The sequence below is a fragment of the Streptomyces violascens genome, from assembly GCF_014649955.1.
Classification (GTDB): domain Bacteria; phylum Actinomycetota; class Actinomycetes; order Streptomycetales; family Streptomycetaceae; genus Streptomyces; species Streptomyces violascens.
Genome location: NZ_BMUA01000003.1, coordinates 331467 through 348609 on the forward strand (window position 1 = coordinate 331467; position 17143 = coordinate 348609).

15 protein-coding genes and 1 pseudogene are annotated in these 17143 nt (G+C 71.4%); 6 read left to right on the forward strand and 10 right to left on the reverse strand.

From position 1 onward, the window contains the following. Window positions 1-104: 104 nt before the first annotated feature. The 4 genes from IE206_RS09850 to IE206_RS09865 all read right to left on the reverse strand — a co-directional run bounded on the left by IE206_RS09850 (window position 105) and on the right by IE206_RS09865 (window position 4281). Entirely contained in the window at window positions 105-626 is a 522-nt protein-coding gene (locus tag IE206_RS09850) for an ATP-binding protein (protein ID WP_189961671.1), read from the reverse strand. A gap of 406 nt (window positions 627-1032) precedes the next feature. Continuing rightward, window positions 1033-1893, reverse strand: coding sequence for an acyl-CoA dehydrogenase family protein (locus IE206_RS09855; RefSeq protein WP_189961672.1), 861 nt, complete (start codon window positions 1891-1893; stop codon window positions 1033-1035). Continuing rightward, window positions 1893-3047, reverse strand: a complete 1155-nt coding sequence (locus IE206_RS09860; RefSeq protein ID WP_189961673.1) for an acyl-CoA dehydrogenase — start codon at window positions 3045-3047, stop codon at window positions 1893-1895. The genes IE206_RS09855 and IE206_RS09860 overlap by 1 nt, the downstream gene beginning before the upstream one ends. A gap of 25 nt (window positions 3048-3072) precedes the next feature. Continuing rightward, window positions 3073-4281 carry an amidohydrolase family protein gene (locus tag IE206_RS09865; protein ID WP_189961674.1) on the reverse strand — a complete coding sequence of 403 codons (1209 nt, stop codon included), beginning with the start codon at window positions 4279-4281 and terminating at the stop codon, window positions 3073-3075. Between the two features lie 134 nt (window positions 4282-4415). On the opposite strand from IE206_RS09865, the gene IE206_RS09870 reads away from it, so the two are divergent. Both IE206_RS09870 and IE206_RS09875 read left to right on the forward strand, forming a co-directional pair. Next, window positions 4416-5951, forward strand: a complete 1536-nt coding sequence (locus IE206_RS09870) for a class I adenylate-forming enzyme family protein (RefSeq protein ID WP_189961675.1) — start codon at window positions 4416-4418, stop codon at window positions 5949-5951. A 38-nt stretch (window positions 5952-5989) separates the two neighbouring features. Further along, on the forward strand, window positions 5990-6934 hold the full coding sequence (locus IE206_RS09875) for a phosphatidylinositol-specific phospholipase C (protein ID WP_189961676.1): 945 nt from the start codon (window positions 5990-5992) through the stop codon (window positions 6932-6934). A 19-nt stretch (window positions 6935-6953) separates the two neighbouring features. On the opposite strand, the gene IE206_RS09880 is transcribed toward IE206_RS09875, so the two are convergent. Then, the gene (locus IE206_RS09880) at window positions 6954-7484 is read right to left on the reverse strand and encodes an EF-hand domain-containing protein (protein ID WP_308433915.1); all 531 of its coding nucleotides are present in this window, start codon (window positions 7482-7484) and stop codon (window positions 6954-6956) included. 155 nt (window positions 7485-7639) lie between these two features. Next, a complete protein-coding gene (locus IE206_RS09885) occupies window positions 7640-8014 on the reverse strand; it encodes an STAS domain-containing protein (RefSeq protein WP_189961677.1) in 375 nt (124 codons plus the stop codon). A gap of 207 nt (window positions 8015-8221) precedes the next feature. On the opposite strand from IE206_RS09885, the pseudogene IE206_RS09890 reads away from it, so the two are divergent. Together IE206_RS09890 and IE206_RS09895 are read left to right on the forward strand one after the other, a co-directional pair. Then, window positions 8222-8803, forward strand: a pseudogene (locus IE206_RS09890) (sigma-70 family RNA polymerase sigma factor). Between the two features lie 8 nt (window positions 8804-8811). Next, the gene (locus tag IE206_RS09895; RefSeq protein ID WP_226598902.1) at window positions 8812-10197 is read left to right on the forward strand and encodes a zf-HC2 domain-containing protein; all 1386 of its coding nucleotides are present in this window, start codon (window positions 8812-8814) and stop codon (window positions 10195-10197) included. A gap of 26 nt (window positions 10198-10223) precedes the next feature. On the opposite strand, the gene purU is transcribed toward IE206_RS09895, so the two are convergent. Then, window positions 10224-11075, reverse strand: a complete 852-nt coding sequence (purU, locus tag IE206_RS09900) for a formyltetrahydrofolate deformylase (RefSeq protein WP_189961678.1) — start codon at window positions 11073-11075, stop codon at window positions 10224-10226. A gap of 56 nt (window positions 11076-11131) precedes the next feature. After that, window positions 11132-11578, reverse strand: coding sequence for an SCO4402 family protein (locus IE206_RS09905; RefSeq protein WP_189961894.1), 447 nt, complete (start codon window positions 11576-11578; stop codon window positions 11132-11134). A gap of 173 nt (window positions 11579-11751) precedes the next feature. Between IE206_RS09905 and IE206_RS09910 the strand changes: the two genes are divergently transcribed. Continuing rightward, window positions 11752-13113, forward strand: a complete 1362-nt coding sequence (locus tag IE206_RS09910) for an ABC transporter substrate-binding protein (RefSeq protein ID WP_189961679.1) — start codon at window positions 11752-11754, stop codon at window positions 13111-13113. A 26-nt stretch (window positions 13114-13139) separates the two neighbouring features. Here the strand turns inward: IE206_RS09910 and IE206_RS09915 are convergent, their stop codons facing one another. Both IE206_RS09915 and IE206_RS09920 read right to left on the reverse strand, forming a co-directional pair. Further along, window positions 13140-14654, reverse strand: coding sequence for a hypothetical protein (locus IE206_RS09915; RefSeq protein WP_189961680.1), 1515 nt, complete (start codon window positions 14652-14654; stop codon window positions 13140-13142). A 124-nt stretch (window positions 14655-14778) separates the two neighbouring features. Continuing rightward, complete coding sequence (locus IE206_RS09920) at window positions 14779-16161, reverse strand: NsdA family TPR-like regulatory protein (protein ID WP_189961681.1); 1383 nt, start codon at window positions 16159-16161, stop codon at window positions 14779-14781. A gap of 259 nt (window positions 16162-16420) precedes the next feature. Here IE206_RS09920 and IE206_RS09925 point away from each other — a divergent pair, with 259 nt between their 5' ends. Then, entirely contained in the window at window positions 16421-17110 is a 690-nt protein-coding gene (locus IE206_RS09925) for a bifunctional DNA primase/polymerase (protein ID WP_189961682.1), read from the forward strand. Window positions 17111-17143 lie beyond the last annotated feature (33 nt).

Sequence of the window (17143 nt, forward strand, 5' to 3'; positions counted from 1 at the left end):
CGCCGAGGCCGTGCAGAGTCCTCGGCGTCCCCTCGCGACGAATCGCTCATCCCAGAGTGATCAGGCCGCCACCAGGCGTCAACACCCACTGAAGGCTTTGCTACTTATGCCGTATTTGTGACAGCGCACGGGGGTTCGTACGCCCCGTTGCCGTACGCCCCGTCCGTGCGCCCCGAAAGCTCCTTGAGCCCCGAGTGCCCCGAACGCTCCGGTGCCGCCGGCACTTCGGGCGCGTCGCGGTCCACCTCGCACCAGATCGACTTGCCCACGCCCTCGGGCCGCCAGCCCCAGCGGTCGGCGAGCCCGTCGACGAGTTCGAGGCCGCGCCCGTTGGTGTCGTCGCCCAGCGCATGGCGCGGCTTGGGCGGACAACAGCTGGTGTCCGCCACCTCGACCCGGACGGTGCCGCCCTCGGCCGGGCCGAGCAGCATCCGCAGCACCGCCGGACAGCCCGTGTGCACCACGGCGTTGGTGACGAGCTCCGAGATCAGCAGGATCAACGTCTCGGCACACGGCTCATCGAGCCCTATTCCGGATCCCGCCAACCGCGAGCGGGCCCACTTCCGGGCCCGGCCCACCTCGGCGGGATCCGGCCCGACCTCCAACTGCACCTGAAGCACCTGCACCGTTCACACCATCCGAACCGGCGGACACATCGCCTCGCGCCTCACAGGGACCACCATCGGGGTCACGGAACGTGATTCCCATGGGAGACAGCATGGTTGACGTACAGTCACCGCAACAAGCGCTTCGGGCATATTCCAGCGCGAAGGAGTATGCGTGGTGCATACTGTGCGGCTCACTTTGCGGGAAACCGAACGGGAGCGCGTACGACGCCTCCGTCCGGCGCGTGTGGCGTGCGGCCCCTGGCCCGGGACCGCCGCACTGGCAACACCGGGAGAGCCGCGCCACACCACCACTCGCATCCCACGGAGAGTACCGGAGAGCACCCTCGACTCCGGCCCGGGGCGAGTGCGCCGGGCCGCCGGCCGTCAACGCACCGTGACCGCTCACTGTGCCGCCCCGTACGCCCTACAGCGCCGAAGCCAGCGTTTCGGCCGCCTGTTGGGCCGACTGCCACTGCCCGGCCCGCACCCAGGCCCGCTTGAGGTGCAGATGCACATCGGCCTCCCAGGTGAACCCCATCCCGCCGTGCACCTGGAGACAGTCCCGCGCACCGCGTACGGCCGCCTCGTCCGCGAGCAGCTTGGCCCCGGCGATCTCGTACGGGTCCCCCGTCACGGCCGCCGCGTAGACCGCCGCCCGCGCCACCTCGGTCCGTACGAGCATGTCCGCGCACAGGTGTTTCACGGCCTGGAACGCGCCGACCGGCTGCCCGAACTGCTCGCGGTCCCGTGCGTGTTGGACGGCCAGGTCCGTGCTGCGAGCCGCGCTGCCGAGCTGTTCGGCCGCGCTCAGGAGGACGGCCTCGACGGCCGTGGCCGTACGGGTTCCGCCCGTCCGGTGCAGCGGGGTCAGCGGGTCGAGGGAGCGGATCGCAGTCGCGTCCGAGGCGTCCCCCAGTACGTGGTCGGCTTCGTCCAGCCAGGCGACCAGAGCGCCGTCGACCCGGGTCACCACGCTCTCGCCGGTCGCCGCGCCCTCCACCGTGCCGGCCGCGAGGTGGGTCGCCACCAGCGGGCCCGGCAGCAGCGCCCGGCCCGCCTCCTCGAACACGAGCACCGCCTCCGGAAGCCCGAGCCCGACGCCGCCTTCGCGCTCGGGCAGCCGAAGCGAGAAGAACCCCGCGTCGCCCAGTGCCCGCCACAGCGAACGGTCGAGCTCCGGCCGCTCCACTGCCGCTCGCAGCGCGTCCCGGTCGAACCGCGCTTCGAGCAGCTCCCGCATGGCCGCCTTCAACGCCCTCTGGTCCTCGGTGAGTCGGAAGTCCATCAGCGCCCCTTGGGCAGGCCGAGGATGCGCTCGGCGACGATGTTCCGCTGGATCTGAGACGTACCGGCGGCGATGGTGTACGAGAGGGACGAGAGCCTGTCCAGGGTCCACTCGCGGTCCAGGTCGAGCGAGTCCGGGCCGAGGACGCGGGCCGCGGTGTCGTACAGCTCCTGGCGGGCGTGCGAGTAGCGGAGCTTGAAGACCGAGCCGCCGGTGCCGGGGACCCCGCCGACGCGCTGCGACTCGCTCACGTTCCATTGGGTCAGCCGCCACAAGGCCGTGAACTCGGCGTTCAGCAGGCCGAGTTGACGTCTTATCGTCGCGTCGTCCCAGGTCCCGTTCTGCCTCGCCGTCGCCGCCAGCTCCGTCAGCGTCCGGCGGCAGGCCACCACTTCGCCCACGAAGGCCGTGCCGCGCTCGAAGGACAGGGTCACCATCGTGACCCGCCAGCCGTCGTTCTCCGCGCCCACCCGGTTGGCGGCCGGCACCCGCACCTCGTCGAGGAACACCTCGGCGAACTCGGCCGACCCGGCGAGCGTGCGCAGCGGGCGGACCGTGATGCCGGGCGCGTCCATCGGCATGGCCAGCCAGGTGATGCCCCGGTGCTTCGGCGCCTCGGGGTCGGTGCGCACCAACAGCTCGCACCAGTCGGCCACTTCGGCGTGCGAGGTCCAGATCTTCGATCCGGTCACCACGTAGTCGTCGCCGTCGCGGACCGCCTTGGTGCGGAGCGAGGCCAGGTCGGAACCCGCGTCCGGTTCGCTGAAGCCCTGGCACCAGATCTCGTCGCCGCGCAGCACCGGCGGCAGCCAGCGGGCCCGCTGTCCGGGGGTGCCCTCGGCGGCGATGGTGGGTCCTGCGTGCAGCAGCCCGACGAAGTTCGCGCCGACGTAGGGAGCGCCCGCCTTCTCGGTCTCCTCCAGGTAGATGAGGTGCTGCGTGGGCGTGGCACCCCGGCCCCCGGCCGCCTCGGGCCAGTGGAGCCCCGCGTACCCGGCGTCGTACAGCATCCGCTGCCAGGCGGTGTCGTACGAGCGTCTCGCCGGCCAGTCCAGCGGGTCCGGCTTCGGCGGGAGTTTGGGCAGGGACACGGCCAGCCATTCGCGCAGCCGGGCCCGGAAGGCCTCCTCCTCGTCCGTGTACGTCAGGTCCATCGCCGCTCCTCGGCGTGCGTCGACTTCATGAGCGGGCCCGGTCGCGGTCGAGATCGAGGCCCAGCATGCGGATCGCGTTGCCGCGCATCAGCTTGTGGACCGTCTCGTCGTCGAGGCCCTTGACGTGGTCGAGGGCGACGTCCTTGGTGTGCGGGAAGGTCGAGTCGACGTGCGGGTAGTCCGTCTCGAAGGTGGCGTTGTCACGGCCGACCACGTCCAGGGACGCCACCCCGTGCTTGTCGCGGAAGAAGCAGCAGAAGATCTGCCGGTAGTAGTACGTGGACGGCGGCTCGGGGATCAGATCGCGCACCCCGCCCCACGCACGGTGCTCCTCCCACACGTCGTCCGCCCGCTCCAGGGCGTACGGGATCCAGCCCATCTGGCCTTCGCTGTAGGCGAGTTTGAGGCTCGGGAACTTCACGAGCACCCCGCTGAACAGGAAGTCCATCATCGACGCCATCGCGTTGTTGAAGCTCAGCGAGGCCTGCACGGCGGGCGGCGCGTCGGGGGAGGCGGCGGGCATCTGCGAGCTGCTGCCGATGTGCATGTTGACCACCGTGCCGGTCTCCTGGCAGACGGCGAAGAACGGGTCCCAGTAGCCGGAGTGGATGGACGGCAGGCCGAGGTGGGTGGGGATCTCGGAGAACGTCACCGCGCGCACCCCGCGCGCGGCGTTGCGCCGGATCTCGGCGACCGCGAGGCCGATGTCCCACAGCGGGATGATGCACAGCGGGACGAGCCGGCCCCCGCTGTCGCCGCACCACTCCTCGACCATCCAGTCGTTGTAGGCGCGGACGCAGGCGAGCGCCACTTCCTTGTCCTGGGCCTCGGCGAAGGTCTGGCCGCAGAACCGCGGGAAGGTCGGGAAGCAGAGGGAGGCCTCGACGTGGTTGAGGTCCATGTCGGCCAGGCGCGCCTTGGGGTCCCAGCAGCCGCGCCGCATCTCGGCCCGGGTGATGCCTTCGAGGGTCATGTCGTCGCGGTCGAAGCCGACGGCGGCGATGTTGCGCTTGTACGGGAACTTCAGGTCCTCGTAGATCCACCAGTCGGTGGGCGGCCCGTCCGGGTCCATCGTGATCTGGTACTTGCCCGCCACGTAGGCCAGTTCACCGATCCCGGCGGTCAGCGGCTTGGGGCCTCGGTCGCGGTACTTGGCGGGCAGCCAGACGTCGAAGAGATGGGCCGGCTCGATCACATGGTCGTCGACGCTGACGATCCGCGGCAGTTCGGTCATGAGGTCCCCTCCGCATATCTGATGACCCGTCAGATCTCAGGCTAGCCTCGCACCCCTGGACCAGCAAGGAGCGGGGGCCTACGCTCTCCGCCATATCTGACAGCCCGTCAGTTCGGGAAGTTGGGGGGATCGGCATGGCCGACACCGCACACGCACTGGGCTCCTCGCGCACGCTCTGGGAGCTGATCGAGCGCCGCGCCGAGCTCACCCCGGACCGCCCGGTCCTCCTCCAGGGCGACCGCACCCTGACCTTCGGCGCGCTGCGCGAGCGCTGCGAACGGGTGGCGGCGGGCCTGTACGGCATGGGCGTACGGCCCGCAACCGTGGTCGCCTGGCAGCTGCCGACCCGGATCGAGACGGCGGTCCTGTCGTTCGCCCTGGCCCGGCTCGGCGCGGTCCAGTCCCCGGTGATCCCGTTCTACCGGGACCGCGAGGTGGGCTTCGCGCTGCGCGAGTCGAAGGCGGAGTTCTTCGCGGTGCCGGGGGTGTGGCGCGGCTTCGACCACACCGCGATGGCCCGGCGGCTCGGCGCGCGCGGAGTTTTCGAGGCGTACGGCGAACTCCCCGACGGAAACCCCGAGTTGTTGCCGCCCCCGCCGTCCGACGGCACCTCCGTACGCTGGATCTACTGGACCTCCGGCACCACCTCCGACCCCAAGGGCGTGCTACACACCGACCGTTCGCTGATCGCGGGCGGCTCCTGCCTCGCACACGCGCTGCGCCTGTCGGAGGCCGACGTGGGCTCGATGGCCTTCCCGTTCGCCCACATAGCCGGGCCCGACTACACGGTGATGCTGCTGCTCTACGGCTTCCCCGCCGTGATGTTCGAGCACTTCGCGCTGCCGGACGCCCTTGACGAATACCGCCGCCACGGCGTGACGGTGGCCGGCGGCTCGACCGCCTTCTACTCGATGTTCCTGGCCGAGCAGCGCAAACAGCCCGGCCAGAAGGTGATCCCGACGCTCCGGCTGCTCGCGGGCGGCGGCGCGCCGAAACCGCCCGAGGTCTACCACGCGGTCGTACGCGAGATGGGCGTGCAGCTCACCCACGGGTACGGCATGACCGAGGTCCCGATGATCACGATGGGCGCCCCGGACGACACCGCCGAGAACCTGGCCACCACCGAGGGCTGCCCCCCGCCCGGCATGGAGATCCGCATCACCGACGAGGCGGGCGGGCCGGTGCCGCCCGGCGTGGACGGCGAAGTGCGGCTGCGCGGCGAGGCGGTGTGCCGGGGGTATCTCGACGCGGCCCAGTCGAAGGCCGTCTTCGACGCCGACGGGTTCCTGATCACCGGCGACGTGGGGCACCTGAAGGAGTCCGGGCACCTCGTCCTCACCGGCCGCATCAAGGACATCATCATCCGCAAGGGCGAGAACATCTCCGCGAAGGAGATCGAGGATCTGTTGCACACCCACCCGGCGATCGGCGACGCCGCCGTGGTCGGACTTCCGGACCCCGAGCGGGGAGAGCTGGTGTGCGCCGTCGTCGAACAGCCGCCGGAAGCTGGGGAGTTGACGCTGGAGGGTGTGACTTCCTACCTGCGCGGACAGGGGCTCTCGGTGCACAAGTTGCCCGAGCGGCTTGAGGTGGTGGAGGCGCTGCCGAGGAACGAGACGCTGCGGAAGGTACTGAAATACAAGTTGCGTGAGCGCTTCGGCAGGGCATGAGCTCTGCGCCCTGCCACTCCCCCACGAGGACGGACCGCATGGAACTCACCCGCAGACACCTCATACTCGGCGCCGCCGCCGTCTCCGCGACCACGCTCGTCCCGGCCGCCGCCCACGCCGCCGTGCGGCCGCGTACGAGCGCGGACCCCGCCAACTGGATGGCGGCGCTGCCCGACAGCCGGTCCCTGCTGCGCATGACGATCCCGGGGACCCACGACTCCTGCTGCACCGACCCGGGCAACGGCACCGAGTGGTCGCACACCCAGAACTGGGGCCTGACCCAGCAGTTGCAGCAGGGCATCCGGTTCTTCGACATCCGGGCCAACGGACTCGAAGGCCATCTGGGCGACGCGTTCGGGATCTACCACGGCGCCTTCTACCAGGGCATGACGTTCGGCGACGTGCTCACCCAGAGCGCGGCCTTCCTCGACAGCCACCCCGGCGAAGTCCTCCTGATGCGGCTCAAGAAGGAGAACGGGACCAGCAACGACGTCGGCGCCAACTTCAAGAACGTCCTCAACGTCTACCTCGACCAGAAGGGCTGGCGCTCCCGGTTCCTGATCACCGACCGGGTGCCGACGCTCGGCGAGGCGCGCGGGAAGATCGTGCTGCTCGCCCAGTTCGACAACGACTGGCCGGTTCTCCAATGGCCCGGCGGCGACAACGACTTCCTGTCCAACCAGTACATCAAGCTCCAGGACATCTACCAGGGCCTGTCCTGGCCGTCGAAGAAGACGGCCAAGGTGACCCAGCAGTTCGACAACGCCTACAACGATCAGAACTCGGCCCAGCTCTACATCAACTTCACGAGCTACGCGGGCGGTGGCTGGCCCAAGGTAAACGCGGACGCGATCATGCCCGGTGTACAGAGCTATCTCGCCGCGCGCCTGAGCCAGCAGACCCACCTGGGCGTCGTCCCGATGGACTTCCCCGACTTCCACTCGGACACCCTGCGCACGCTGATCGACTGGAACTGGCACTGAGCCGTTCACGCCCGCCGCGTCACGGCATCGTCGTGAAGTAGGCCGTGAAGGCGGTCACCGCGTCCGGTTCGGTGATGCGGCCGTCGGCGTCCTCGTCCAGGGTCACGGCCACGTCCGCCGCGACCCCGGGCGAGACACCGAGGGCCCGCAGCGCGCGCTCGGCGTCGGGCACGGACACCGTGCCGACGCCGGCCGTGTCGGCCACCGCGAACGCGGCGTGCAGGAAGGGCCGGGCGATCTCGGTGAACCCGGTCGTGCGGTCCCGCAGCCGTTTGAGCGCGCCGCCCACGAACTCCTGCCGGGTCACCCGCTGGTCGCCGTCCACGTCCGCGATCCCGGCCAGGCCCTGCCACAGCGCCTCGGCACCTGCGTAGAGCGCCTGCCCCTTGTCGCAGCGGGCGGTCGTGTCGAACTCGGAGAGCAGCGCCGCCGCCGCCGTCGAGAAGTCCTCGCGGTCGATCCAGCCGTTGCCGTCCTGGTCGAAGGAGGCGAAACGGGCGGCCACCCTGCGCTCGTACTCCGCACTCTCGGGACTGTTCATACTGTCCATGTCCGGAGCGTACGACGCACGGCGCCCGGGCGAGGGGGTTACGCGGAGGAGTACCGCAGGGGGTGTCTTCGCGGAGACTTCTTTACGGCCAGACCCTCTCTGCCGCGTGCACCTCTTCGCGGTGGTGACTTCTTCACGCGGAGAGTGGATCGGCTTTACGCGGAGAGCGGCTCGGCCAAGTCGTCGGCGGCCGACCCCACATCGCCGTACACCTCGAAGAGGCGGCGCACCCCGAGCGCGGCGAGCACCTTGTTCACATGGCTGCCGTCCAGGGCGCCGCGCGCGGGCAGGATCAGGCGCAGCCGGCCCTGGCAGGAGCGCATCAGCCGGCGGGCCGCTATCAGCACGCCCACGCCGCTCGAATCGCAGAACTGCACCCCGGACAGGTCCAGGACCAGATCGCGGCGGCCCTCGGCGACCGCCTCGTGCACCTGCCTGCGCAGTCTCGGCGAGGTGACCAGATCCAGCTCACCGCTGACCCGCAGCACCGTCCACGTGCCCTGCTCGGACTCGTCCACTCTCAGCGCCACGTTGCCGGCCCCTCTCTGTGCTGTGCCCCCTCCTTGCGCGGCTGCCCCGGCCTGCTCCCGTGAAACACGCCATTACCACCGGATGCCCTTGCGAGGGGGTACTTGGTGCAAACCTCCGTGCATTGTCAGCCCGTCGCATTACATTCGTAGGTACACAGGGACGGGCGCACAGGGGCACACGCGGGGAACGACAGGGTTGGGGAACCTATGCCGAAGGACGCACCACCTCGGTGGGACCGCCGGATGCAGCAGCGCCTCGCGCGCGGCGAGGCGGCGGCGCTCGGCGAGCTGTACGACCGCTTCGCTTCCCTGGTGCACAGCCTCGCCCACCGCGTGCTCAGCGACGACGACGCGGCGGACCAGATCACCCGCGAGGTCTTCGGCTACGTGTGGGAGAACCCGGACGCCTACGACCCCAAGCTGGGCTCGATGCGCTCCTGGGTCGCCAAGCTCACCCAGCGCCAGGCCGTGCAGCGCCTGCGCCAGTCCGAGGCGTCCACGTACGCGGAGAACGGCGGGTGCTCCACCGAGGAGCTGGAGCAGAAGGTGCGGCGGGCCTCGGCCGCGGCCCGCGCCGACTACATCGTCACCTCGATGCCCGCCCCGCTGCGTGCCGCCCTGGAGCTCGCCTACTTCCAGCGCCGCGACTACCGGCAGGCCGCCGCCGACCTCAGCATCACCGAGGACTAGGCGCGCCGGCGCCTGCGGCTCGGCCTGCAACTGCTCTCCTCGGCCAACACCCGGCCGCCGGAAGGAGCCGCGCCGCCCGGATACGGACGGGCGCTGTGACGGGCCCGATGGAGCAGGGCGAGCCCACGCCCGACGACGAGAACACGCCGCGCATACCGTCACCGCGGGCGGCGGGCGACGACCTGGCCGGCGGCGGGCGTGGCGGATCCGGCACGTTCGTGCCCGGGCCGCGCGAGGGTAACCGTTTCACCGCGCCAGAACCGGAGCCGCACGCTTCGATGGACCCGGAGCCGCACTCCGTACCGGAGCCGGATCCCGAGCCCCAAGCCGCCCCCGAGCCGGAAGCCACGGTGCACGAACCCGCCCCGCCCGAAGCCCACGCCGACCCGCCCTCGCACACCGTCCTGAAGTCGCTGCTCGGTGCGTGGGCCCTTGCCGCGTGCTCCGCCGAGGAGACCGACGCCGTCGAGGCGCACCTCACCGAGTGCGCGCCCTGCGCCGACGAGGCGCTGCGGCTGCGGGACGCGGTGGGGCTGCTGCACACCGAGCGCAGCCTCGACCTGGACCCGATGCTGCGCTCCCGCGTTCTGGAGAACTGCCTGGGCCGGCGCCCGGCCCGCATCCCGGTGCCCGTATGGGCGGCCCCGTACGACGCGGAGACCGCCCGGCTCGACGCACTGCTCAACGACTTCGGGGATGCCGAGTGGCACGCTCCGGTGCGGCTGAAGTGGTTCGAGCAGGAGCGGCGGGTCACCCGCCGGACGACGGTCGCCGGCGTCATCGGGCACCTGATGGCCGTCGATGCGCTGGTGGCGACCGCGCTCGGTCTCGACGAGCCGGTGCCGATGGACCCCGAGGCCGCGTCCGCCGGGCCGACCGCGCGCACCGAGGCGCTGTGGCGGGCCGGGCAGTACCCGCTGACGCGCACGGTTCGCGAGCCCTGGCGCGAGCAGTCCCACACGCTGATCCGCACGGTGTCGTTCGCGGGCCGCGGAGTGGCCGAACTGGCCGTCCCCTACGGGGAGTTCGCGCTCCCGTTGCAGGACGCGATGCTCGACCGGGCCTTCGAGTGCTGGATCCACGCCGGTGACATCGCGGACGCGGTGGACTATCCGTACGAACCGCCGTCCGGGGCGCATCTGCACCGCATGATCGACCTGGCGGCCCGCGTGCTGCCCACCACGCTGGCCGGCCGCCGCCGGGCGGGCCTCGCGGCGCCCGCGCGCGGCCTGGTCACGGCGGGCTCGCCGGGGCGTTCGCTGCGCCTGGAGATCGAGGGCGTGGGCGGCGGCGACTGGCACATCCCGCTGGACTCCCCGGCGGCCGTCGCCTCGCCGGAGCACGAGGTGGCCCATGTGGCCCTGGACGGCGTGGAGTTCTGCAGACTGGCCGCCGGCCACGTGCCGCCGCAGGACGCGGCGGTGGGCCAGCTGGGCGACCGCGAGGCCATCAGGGACGTGCTGTTCGCGGCGGCGTCACTGAGCCGGCTGTAACCCTGCGGGGCCACCCGGGCGCGGGGTTACGTGAAGACGACCGTACGCCGCCCGTTCAGCAGGATGCGGTGCTCGGCGTGCCACTTGACCGCCCGCGCCAGCGCCTGGCACTCGACGTCCCGGCCGATCGCGACGAGCTGGGCCGGAGTGACCTCGTGCCCGACGCGCTCCACCTCCTGCTCGATGATCGGCCCCTCGTCGAGGTCGGCCGTCACGTAGTGGGCGGTCGCGCCGATCAGCTTCACGCCGCGCGCGTGCGCCTGGTGGTAGGGCTTGGCGCCCTTGAAGCTCGGCAGGAACGAGTGGTGGATGTTGATGATCCGCCCGCTGAGCTGCTTGCACAGGTCGTCCGAGAGCACCTGCATGTACCGCGCGAGCACGACCAGCTCGACCCGCTCCTCGCGCACCAGCTCCACAAGGCGCGCCTCGGCCGCCGCCTTGGTGTCCTTGGTGACCGGGATGTGGTGGAAGGGCACGTCGTAGGAGGCGACGAGCTCCGCGAAGTCGGTGTGGTTGGAGACGACCGCCGCGATCTCCACCGGCAGCGCGCCGGACCGGGAGCGGAACAGCAGGTCGTTCAGGCAGTGCCCGAACTTCGACACCATGAGGATGATCCGCATCCGCTCCTCGGGGCGGTGGATCTGCCAGTCCATCTGGAAGGAGTCGCCGACGGCCGCGAAGCTGGCGCGCAGCTTGTCGACGGTCACCGGGGCCTCGGCCGAGAAGTGGACCCGCATGAAGAAGAGACCCGTGTCGCGGTCTCCGAACTGCTGACTGTCCTCGATGTTGCAGCCGGTGATGAACAGATAGCTCGACACGGCATGCACGATGCCCTGTTTGTCCGGACAGGAGAGCGTGAGGACGTACTGGTCAGTCATCCAGGCAGGATGCCACAACCGGACACCCCCGCCGTGCGCAGCCCAGGATCCGGACCTCAGGCCGAGCGGGTCAGGATCCTCAGGACTTCGAGGGAGCGCGGCGGCGCGTCGGGGTCCTCACCGTCACTCTGCGCGAGCCGCACATGCGCCTCACGCGCCGCCCGCACGGCCTCGGGCCAGGCGTGGTGGGCGAGGTAGGCGGAGACGGGTGCGTCGGCGCCGACCTGGTGCATGATGCGCAGCACCCGCAGGACGGCGACGTCGACGAGGGCCGCCTCGCCCGAGTCCCGGAAGATCGTGCCGACGTACTTCTCGGCGGACCAGTTGTCCAGCCAGGTGTCCTCGACCAGGCGGTACACGGCGTCGGTGACGTCCCCGAACCCCTCGCGCCCGGCCAGCCAGGTCTCCTCGTGGAAGACGGGGTCGGAGAGCATGTGCAGCGCGGACCGTACGTTCGTACGCCAGCGCCACCACGGCATGTCATTCAACGGCATGCCGCCCATGGTGGAGGAGCGACGGCCGCGACGGGAAGGGCTTGCTGAACCTTGCTGCACGTTTTCGATCGTACGTTCCCCACAAGCGCGGCCCGATCACCCCCCGCAATTCACCTCCGCGTCACCCAGCGTTGAAGCATGCTCACTTTGCCGTTACCCGTGGGGCGGAAGTGTGTGGGCACATGACCGGTTACGGATGGCAGCGTCCCCGGGGCTCGACCAGGCCTCGTCGCTCGATCAGTTCGATCAGCACGACAGCCACCGTGTTCGCCGCGTGTTCGGCGGTCGGCGCCTCCCTGTTGACCGGCTGCGGTGTACTCCCTGGAGTCGCGGGGGGCTCCAGGGAGCCCATCACCGTGATGACCTGGGCACCCGACGGCACCTCCGCCACCAACACCCCCGGCATGCCCGCCATGGCCAAGGCGTTCGCCCGCTGGGTCAACGCGGGCGGCGGCATCGACGGCCACGAGCTGAACGTCATCACCTGCAACGAGCACAACACCGCGGCCGGCGCCTCGGACTGCGCACGCCGCGCGGTGAAGGAGAAGGCGGTCGCCGTCGTCGGCTCCTACAGCCAGTACGGCAGCGCCTTCATGCCCCCGCTGGAAGTGGCCGGCATCCCCTACCTCGGCGGATACGGCATATCCGACCAGGAATTCACCAGCGCGCTCTCCTACCCCGTCAACGGCGGCCAGGCCGCCCTCATCGCGGGCAGCGGCCGCCAGCTGGCCCCGGACTGCGAACAGGTCTCCCTGGTGCGCCCCGACACCGTCTCCGGCGACGTCCTGCCGGCCCTGCTCAGTGCGGGGCTCCTCTCCGGGCACCGCAAGGCCGCCACCGACATCCGTACGACCGAGGACGCCGGCGACTACACCTCCGAGGCCCAGCGCGCGCTCGCACAGGCCGGCGCGGACCCGGCGCTTGTGAACCGGATCGGCAGGAAGGCGGCCGAGCAGAAGGCGAAGAAGGGCTGCGTCACGGCCGTGCTCGGCGACCGCACGGAGACGTTCTTCGACTCCTTCCGGCGGGTGGAGAGCGACGACCAGAAGGTGCGCGTCGCCTCGGTCATCGGCTCGATCGGCCAGCCGCTCCTCGACCGCACCGGCGGCAAGGACGGCCCCTTCGAGGGCGCGTACGTCACCGGCTGGTACCCGGAGGCCGACGATCCGCGCTGGGCCCCGATGAAGAAGGTCATCCGCGAACAGGCCTTCGGGGACGACGCGATCGACGCGGCGGACGCGGGGGTGCAGACCACGTGGATCGCGTACACGGTCCTGAAGAAGATCGTCGAGTCCCTCGGCCAGGACTCGGTGCGCGCGGTGGACGTGGTGCGCGCGCTCAACAAGGGCGTCAGCGTGAACACCGGCGGCCTCACCCCCGACCTGCGCTGGCGCTTCGAAGACATGCTGGCGGCCCCGGACTTCCCGAGAATCGTGAACCGCCAGGTGACGTTCCAGGTGGTGAAGGACGGGCGCCTGGTGTCACTGAAGGGGGGCTTCACAGACGTGAGTTCAACCCTGGAGAACTCGGCGGCCAACGGCTGAACAGAAGCGCCCGGTCCTCCCAGCGCCTAAAGCTGGGTAGCCCCTCGCTTGGTCAGATTCCACTTGGTGGCAATGGCGTTCCACAGCCCCGCGGCCTCCTGCTTGGACTTGGTCGCCTCCCCGGACGCCTTGTCCCCCTGCCCGGCGTCCTTCGTCCGCTTCGCGTGCCCGTCCTTGCACCCCTTGCCCTTGTCCCCCGCCACAGCGTCGGACCACGCCGCGTAGTGGTTGTCCGCGGACGCGGAGGACTGCCAGGCCTTGGTGAGCGCGGCCGAGAGCTTGTCGTGGTCGGGCAGCTTGTCGACGGAGAGCTGGCCGAGCCGCGTCACCAGGTCGGCGCGCTGCTGCGCGGCGGAACGCAGCGAGGCGGACGCCTGGTCGAGCTTGTCGCACTTGCGGATGTCAGCGACCGCGCCGATCACCGCGTCCCGGCTGCTGCCACTGTCGGCGAGCAGCTTGTCGAGGGCCTCGGCCTGCGCCTTGGCGGGATCGTCGGCGGCCTTGGTGCCCCCGCCGTCGCCGGTGGCGGGCGAGCTGACGGCCGCGGGCTGCTTGTCGTCCTTCTTGTCGTCCCCGCCGCCGCTCAGGAGCGCGCCCGCGCCGAGGCCGATGACCGCACAGCCGACGACGACCGCGGCGATGATGCCGACCCGCGACTTGCGCCGGGGCGCCTCGGGCTCGTACCCGGAATGCTGCCCGGCGGGCTCCTGGTACGGGGGTTGGGCCGCGAACTGCGGCTGCTGGAACTGCGGGGCCGGGGCCTGCGACGGCTGGTGGGCCTGCTGCTGGGGCCGGTTCAGCGGCACGGAGGGCTGGAAACGGGGCAACTGCGCGGATCCGTCGCCCTGTTGGGGCGGTCCGTCGGCCCGGAAGAGGCTGTCGAACTCGGCGGGCGGCTGCCGGTCGCCCGGCGCGCCCGGACGTATCCCGTACGGGGCGTCCTGCGGGGCCGGCGGCACCGGCGGAAGGACCTGCGTCGGGTCGGCGCCGGGGGCCTGCGCTCCAGGGAAGCGGGCCGCGTCACCGGAGTGCTCCGGCGGCAGCGCGCCGGGCCCGCCCCCCACCGGGGCGATGTACTGCGTGGCCTCGCTGCCGGAGCTGCCGGGGCCGCCCGGCACGGGAGCCAGGTACTGCGTCGCCTCACTGCCGGAGTTTCCCGGCACGGGGGCTATGTACTGCGTGGCTTCCGCGTCTCCGTGCCCGGGCGGCACCGGCGCGAGGAACTGCGTGGCCTCACCGCCGGAGTTGCCCGGGTTGCCCGGCATGTGCGCTATGTACTGGGTCGCCTCCGCGTCCCCGCCGCCGTTCTCGGGCGGCAGGGGCTGCCCGAAGGTCGCCGGTCCCTGCGGGGGCGCGACGGGAGGCGGCTGGGAGGCCTGGCCCTGCGGACCCCAGGGCTGCCCCCAGGGCTGGGCTCCAGGAGGCGCCGGCAGCGGCTCCCCGGCTCGGGGGCCGCTTCCGTCGGCGGGCAGCACGACACCCTCGTGCGCGGGCCGCACAGCCGGAAGCTGCGGCTCGTCACCCTGTCGGCTCTGCGTCACCGGAACTCCTGTACGTGGACCTACGGAATCGTCGGTTCACGCTACCGGGTCCCCCCACGCCCTTGCCAAGCCCTCCCTCAACCCCGTCCACCCGGGCCCGCCCGGGCCTCAAGAAGCCCTCCGCTCAGGCCGCCTGGACCTCCAGGCGCTCGCCGAACTCCCGCACCGCCGGGTCGTCCCCGTACGGTTCCAGGCGCACCTGGAGGTCCTCCAAGTAGTCCGCGCCCCGGTTGGAACGCAGCGTGGACAGGAGCTCCACCGCCCGCGTGCCCGTCGCGCACGCCTCCTCGACCTCGCGCTGCTGGACCTGCGCGGTGGCGAGCAGGATGAGCCCGATGGCGCGCCGCCTGGCCCGCGACTCGGGGTGCCCGGCCAACGACTCCTCGGCCCGCCGGGCCGCCGCCTCCGGCTGGCCCAAGTCCCGGTGGCAGTGCGCGAGTTCGTCCGCGAGGTAGGCGTGGTCGAAGTGCGCGATCCAGCTCGGGTCGTCGCCGGAGTCGGGATCCGCCGCCTCCAGCGCGGACAGCGCACGGCCCGCCACCACCTGGCACGTGCGGGCGTCGCCGAGCAGCGCGTGCCCGCGCGCCTCGGCCGCGTGGAACATGGCCTCGGCGCGCGGCGTGACCCGGCCGCGCGCGCCCTCCTGTGCGGCCCGCGCCAGTTGGGCGATCTCGCGCGGATTGCCGAGCTGGGCGGCGAGGTGACTCATGGACGCGGCCAGGACATATCCGCCGTAACCCCGGTCGTCGGCGGCCTGGGCCAGGCGCAGCGCCTGGATGTAGTAGCGCTGGGCCAGGCCCGGCTGGCCGGTGTCGACGGCCATGTACCCGGCGAGTTCGGTGAGCCGGGCCACCGCCGCGAACAACTGCCGCCCCACGGACTCCCGGTAGGACCCGGCGAGCAGCCCGGACACGACGCTGTTGAGGTAGTGCACGACGACCGGCCGCACATGGCCCGCCCCGAACCGGTGGTCCAGCTGCACCAGGGCGTCCGTCATCGCCTTGACCGCCTCGACGTCGGCGGCGCCGACCCGCTGCCCCGCGCTGCGCGCGACCTGCGCGTCCGCCCCGGTGATCAGCCAGTCCCGGCTCGGCTCGACGAGCGCCGATGCCGCGACGGTGGAGCCGGACAGGAAGTCGCGGCGCCCCACGTCGCTGCGCCACAGCTCGCAGACCTGCTCGATCGCGCCGAGGACGGTGGGCGAGAACTGGAGCCCCACCCCCGACGCGAGGTTCTTGCCGTTGGCCATGCCGATCTCGTCGATCGTGACGGTACGGCCCAGCTTGCGGCCGAGCGCCTCCGCGATGATGCCCGGCGCCCGCCCCCTCGGCTGCTGTCCGCGCAGCCAGCGCGCCACGGACGTCTTGTCGTAGCGCAGGTCGAGACCCCGCTCCGCGCCGACCATGTTCACGCGGCGGGCGAGGCCGGCGTTGGAACATCCGGCTTCCTGGATGAGCGCCTGCAGCCGTTCGTTGGGCTGGCGGGCGACGAGAGGCCTGGCTGCCATGTGAACCCCCTGGAGCGGCAGTGATCAGCACAGTGATCACTGCCCTGCGAATATGCAGAGAAACGAGGGGAATCGGGAATATGGCTTCATTGCCAGAATTCCCGTCTGCTTCCCCCGCATATGGCTACCCTGTCGCCGACACGCAGCCCCACGCGCGCCCCCACCCATGCACCCATGCGCCCCATTTGCAGGACCGATCCCGCTGATCCCACGGTCGCCGAGCCCGTAACCCTGGGTGGCGGCCGGAGTTGAGCCCGTCGTGGAAGAAACCATCACAGGCACGGGCACGGATACGGAATCCGCACAGATCCCCAAGCAGCGCGGCGAACAGCTCCTGGACAGCGCCGTACGGTACGCGGAGGAGCGGCACTGGGACGTCTTCCCCGGCACCTCCCTGGAGGCCGACGAGGGCGTCGAGCGCTGCTCGTGCGGTGACACGGCGTGCCCGAAACCGGGTGCGCACCCGGCCCGGCCGGACTGGGCTACGCAGGCCACCGGCAGCGCGGTCGCCGCCCGCCGCCTGTGGTCCAAGAGCCCCCGGTCCTCGATCCTGCTTCCCACCGGGCGCACCTTCGACGCCATCGACGTACCGGAGTCGGCCGGGTTCCTGGCGCTGGCCCGCATGGAGCGGATGCAGCTCACGCTCGGCCCGGTCACCTGCACCCCGGACCGCCGGATGCTGTTCTTCGTCCTGCCGGGCGCGGGCGCCAAAGTCCCCGACCTGGTCCGGAAGTTGGGGTGGACACCCGCCTCGGTCGACCTCATCACGCGCGGCGAGGGCGACTACGTGGCCGCGCCGCCGACCCGCGTAGGCGGCTCCGGCGCGGTGCAGTGGGCGCGCCGCCCCACCCCCGCCAACCGCTGGCTGCCGGACGCCGAGGAACTGATCAGCCCCCTCGCCTACGCCTGCGGCCGCGAAGCCGCCGACGCCAGGGCCCGCCGCCCCTAGCGCTACCGGTGCATTCGGCTCCTATGGTGTCCA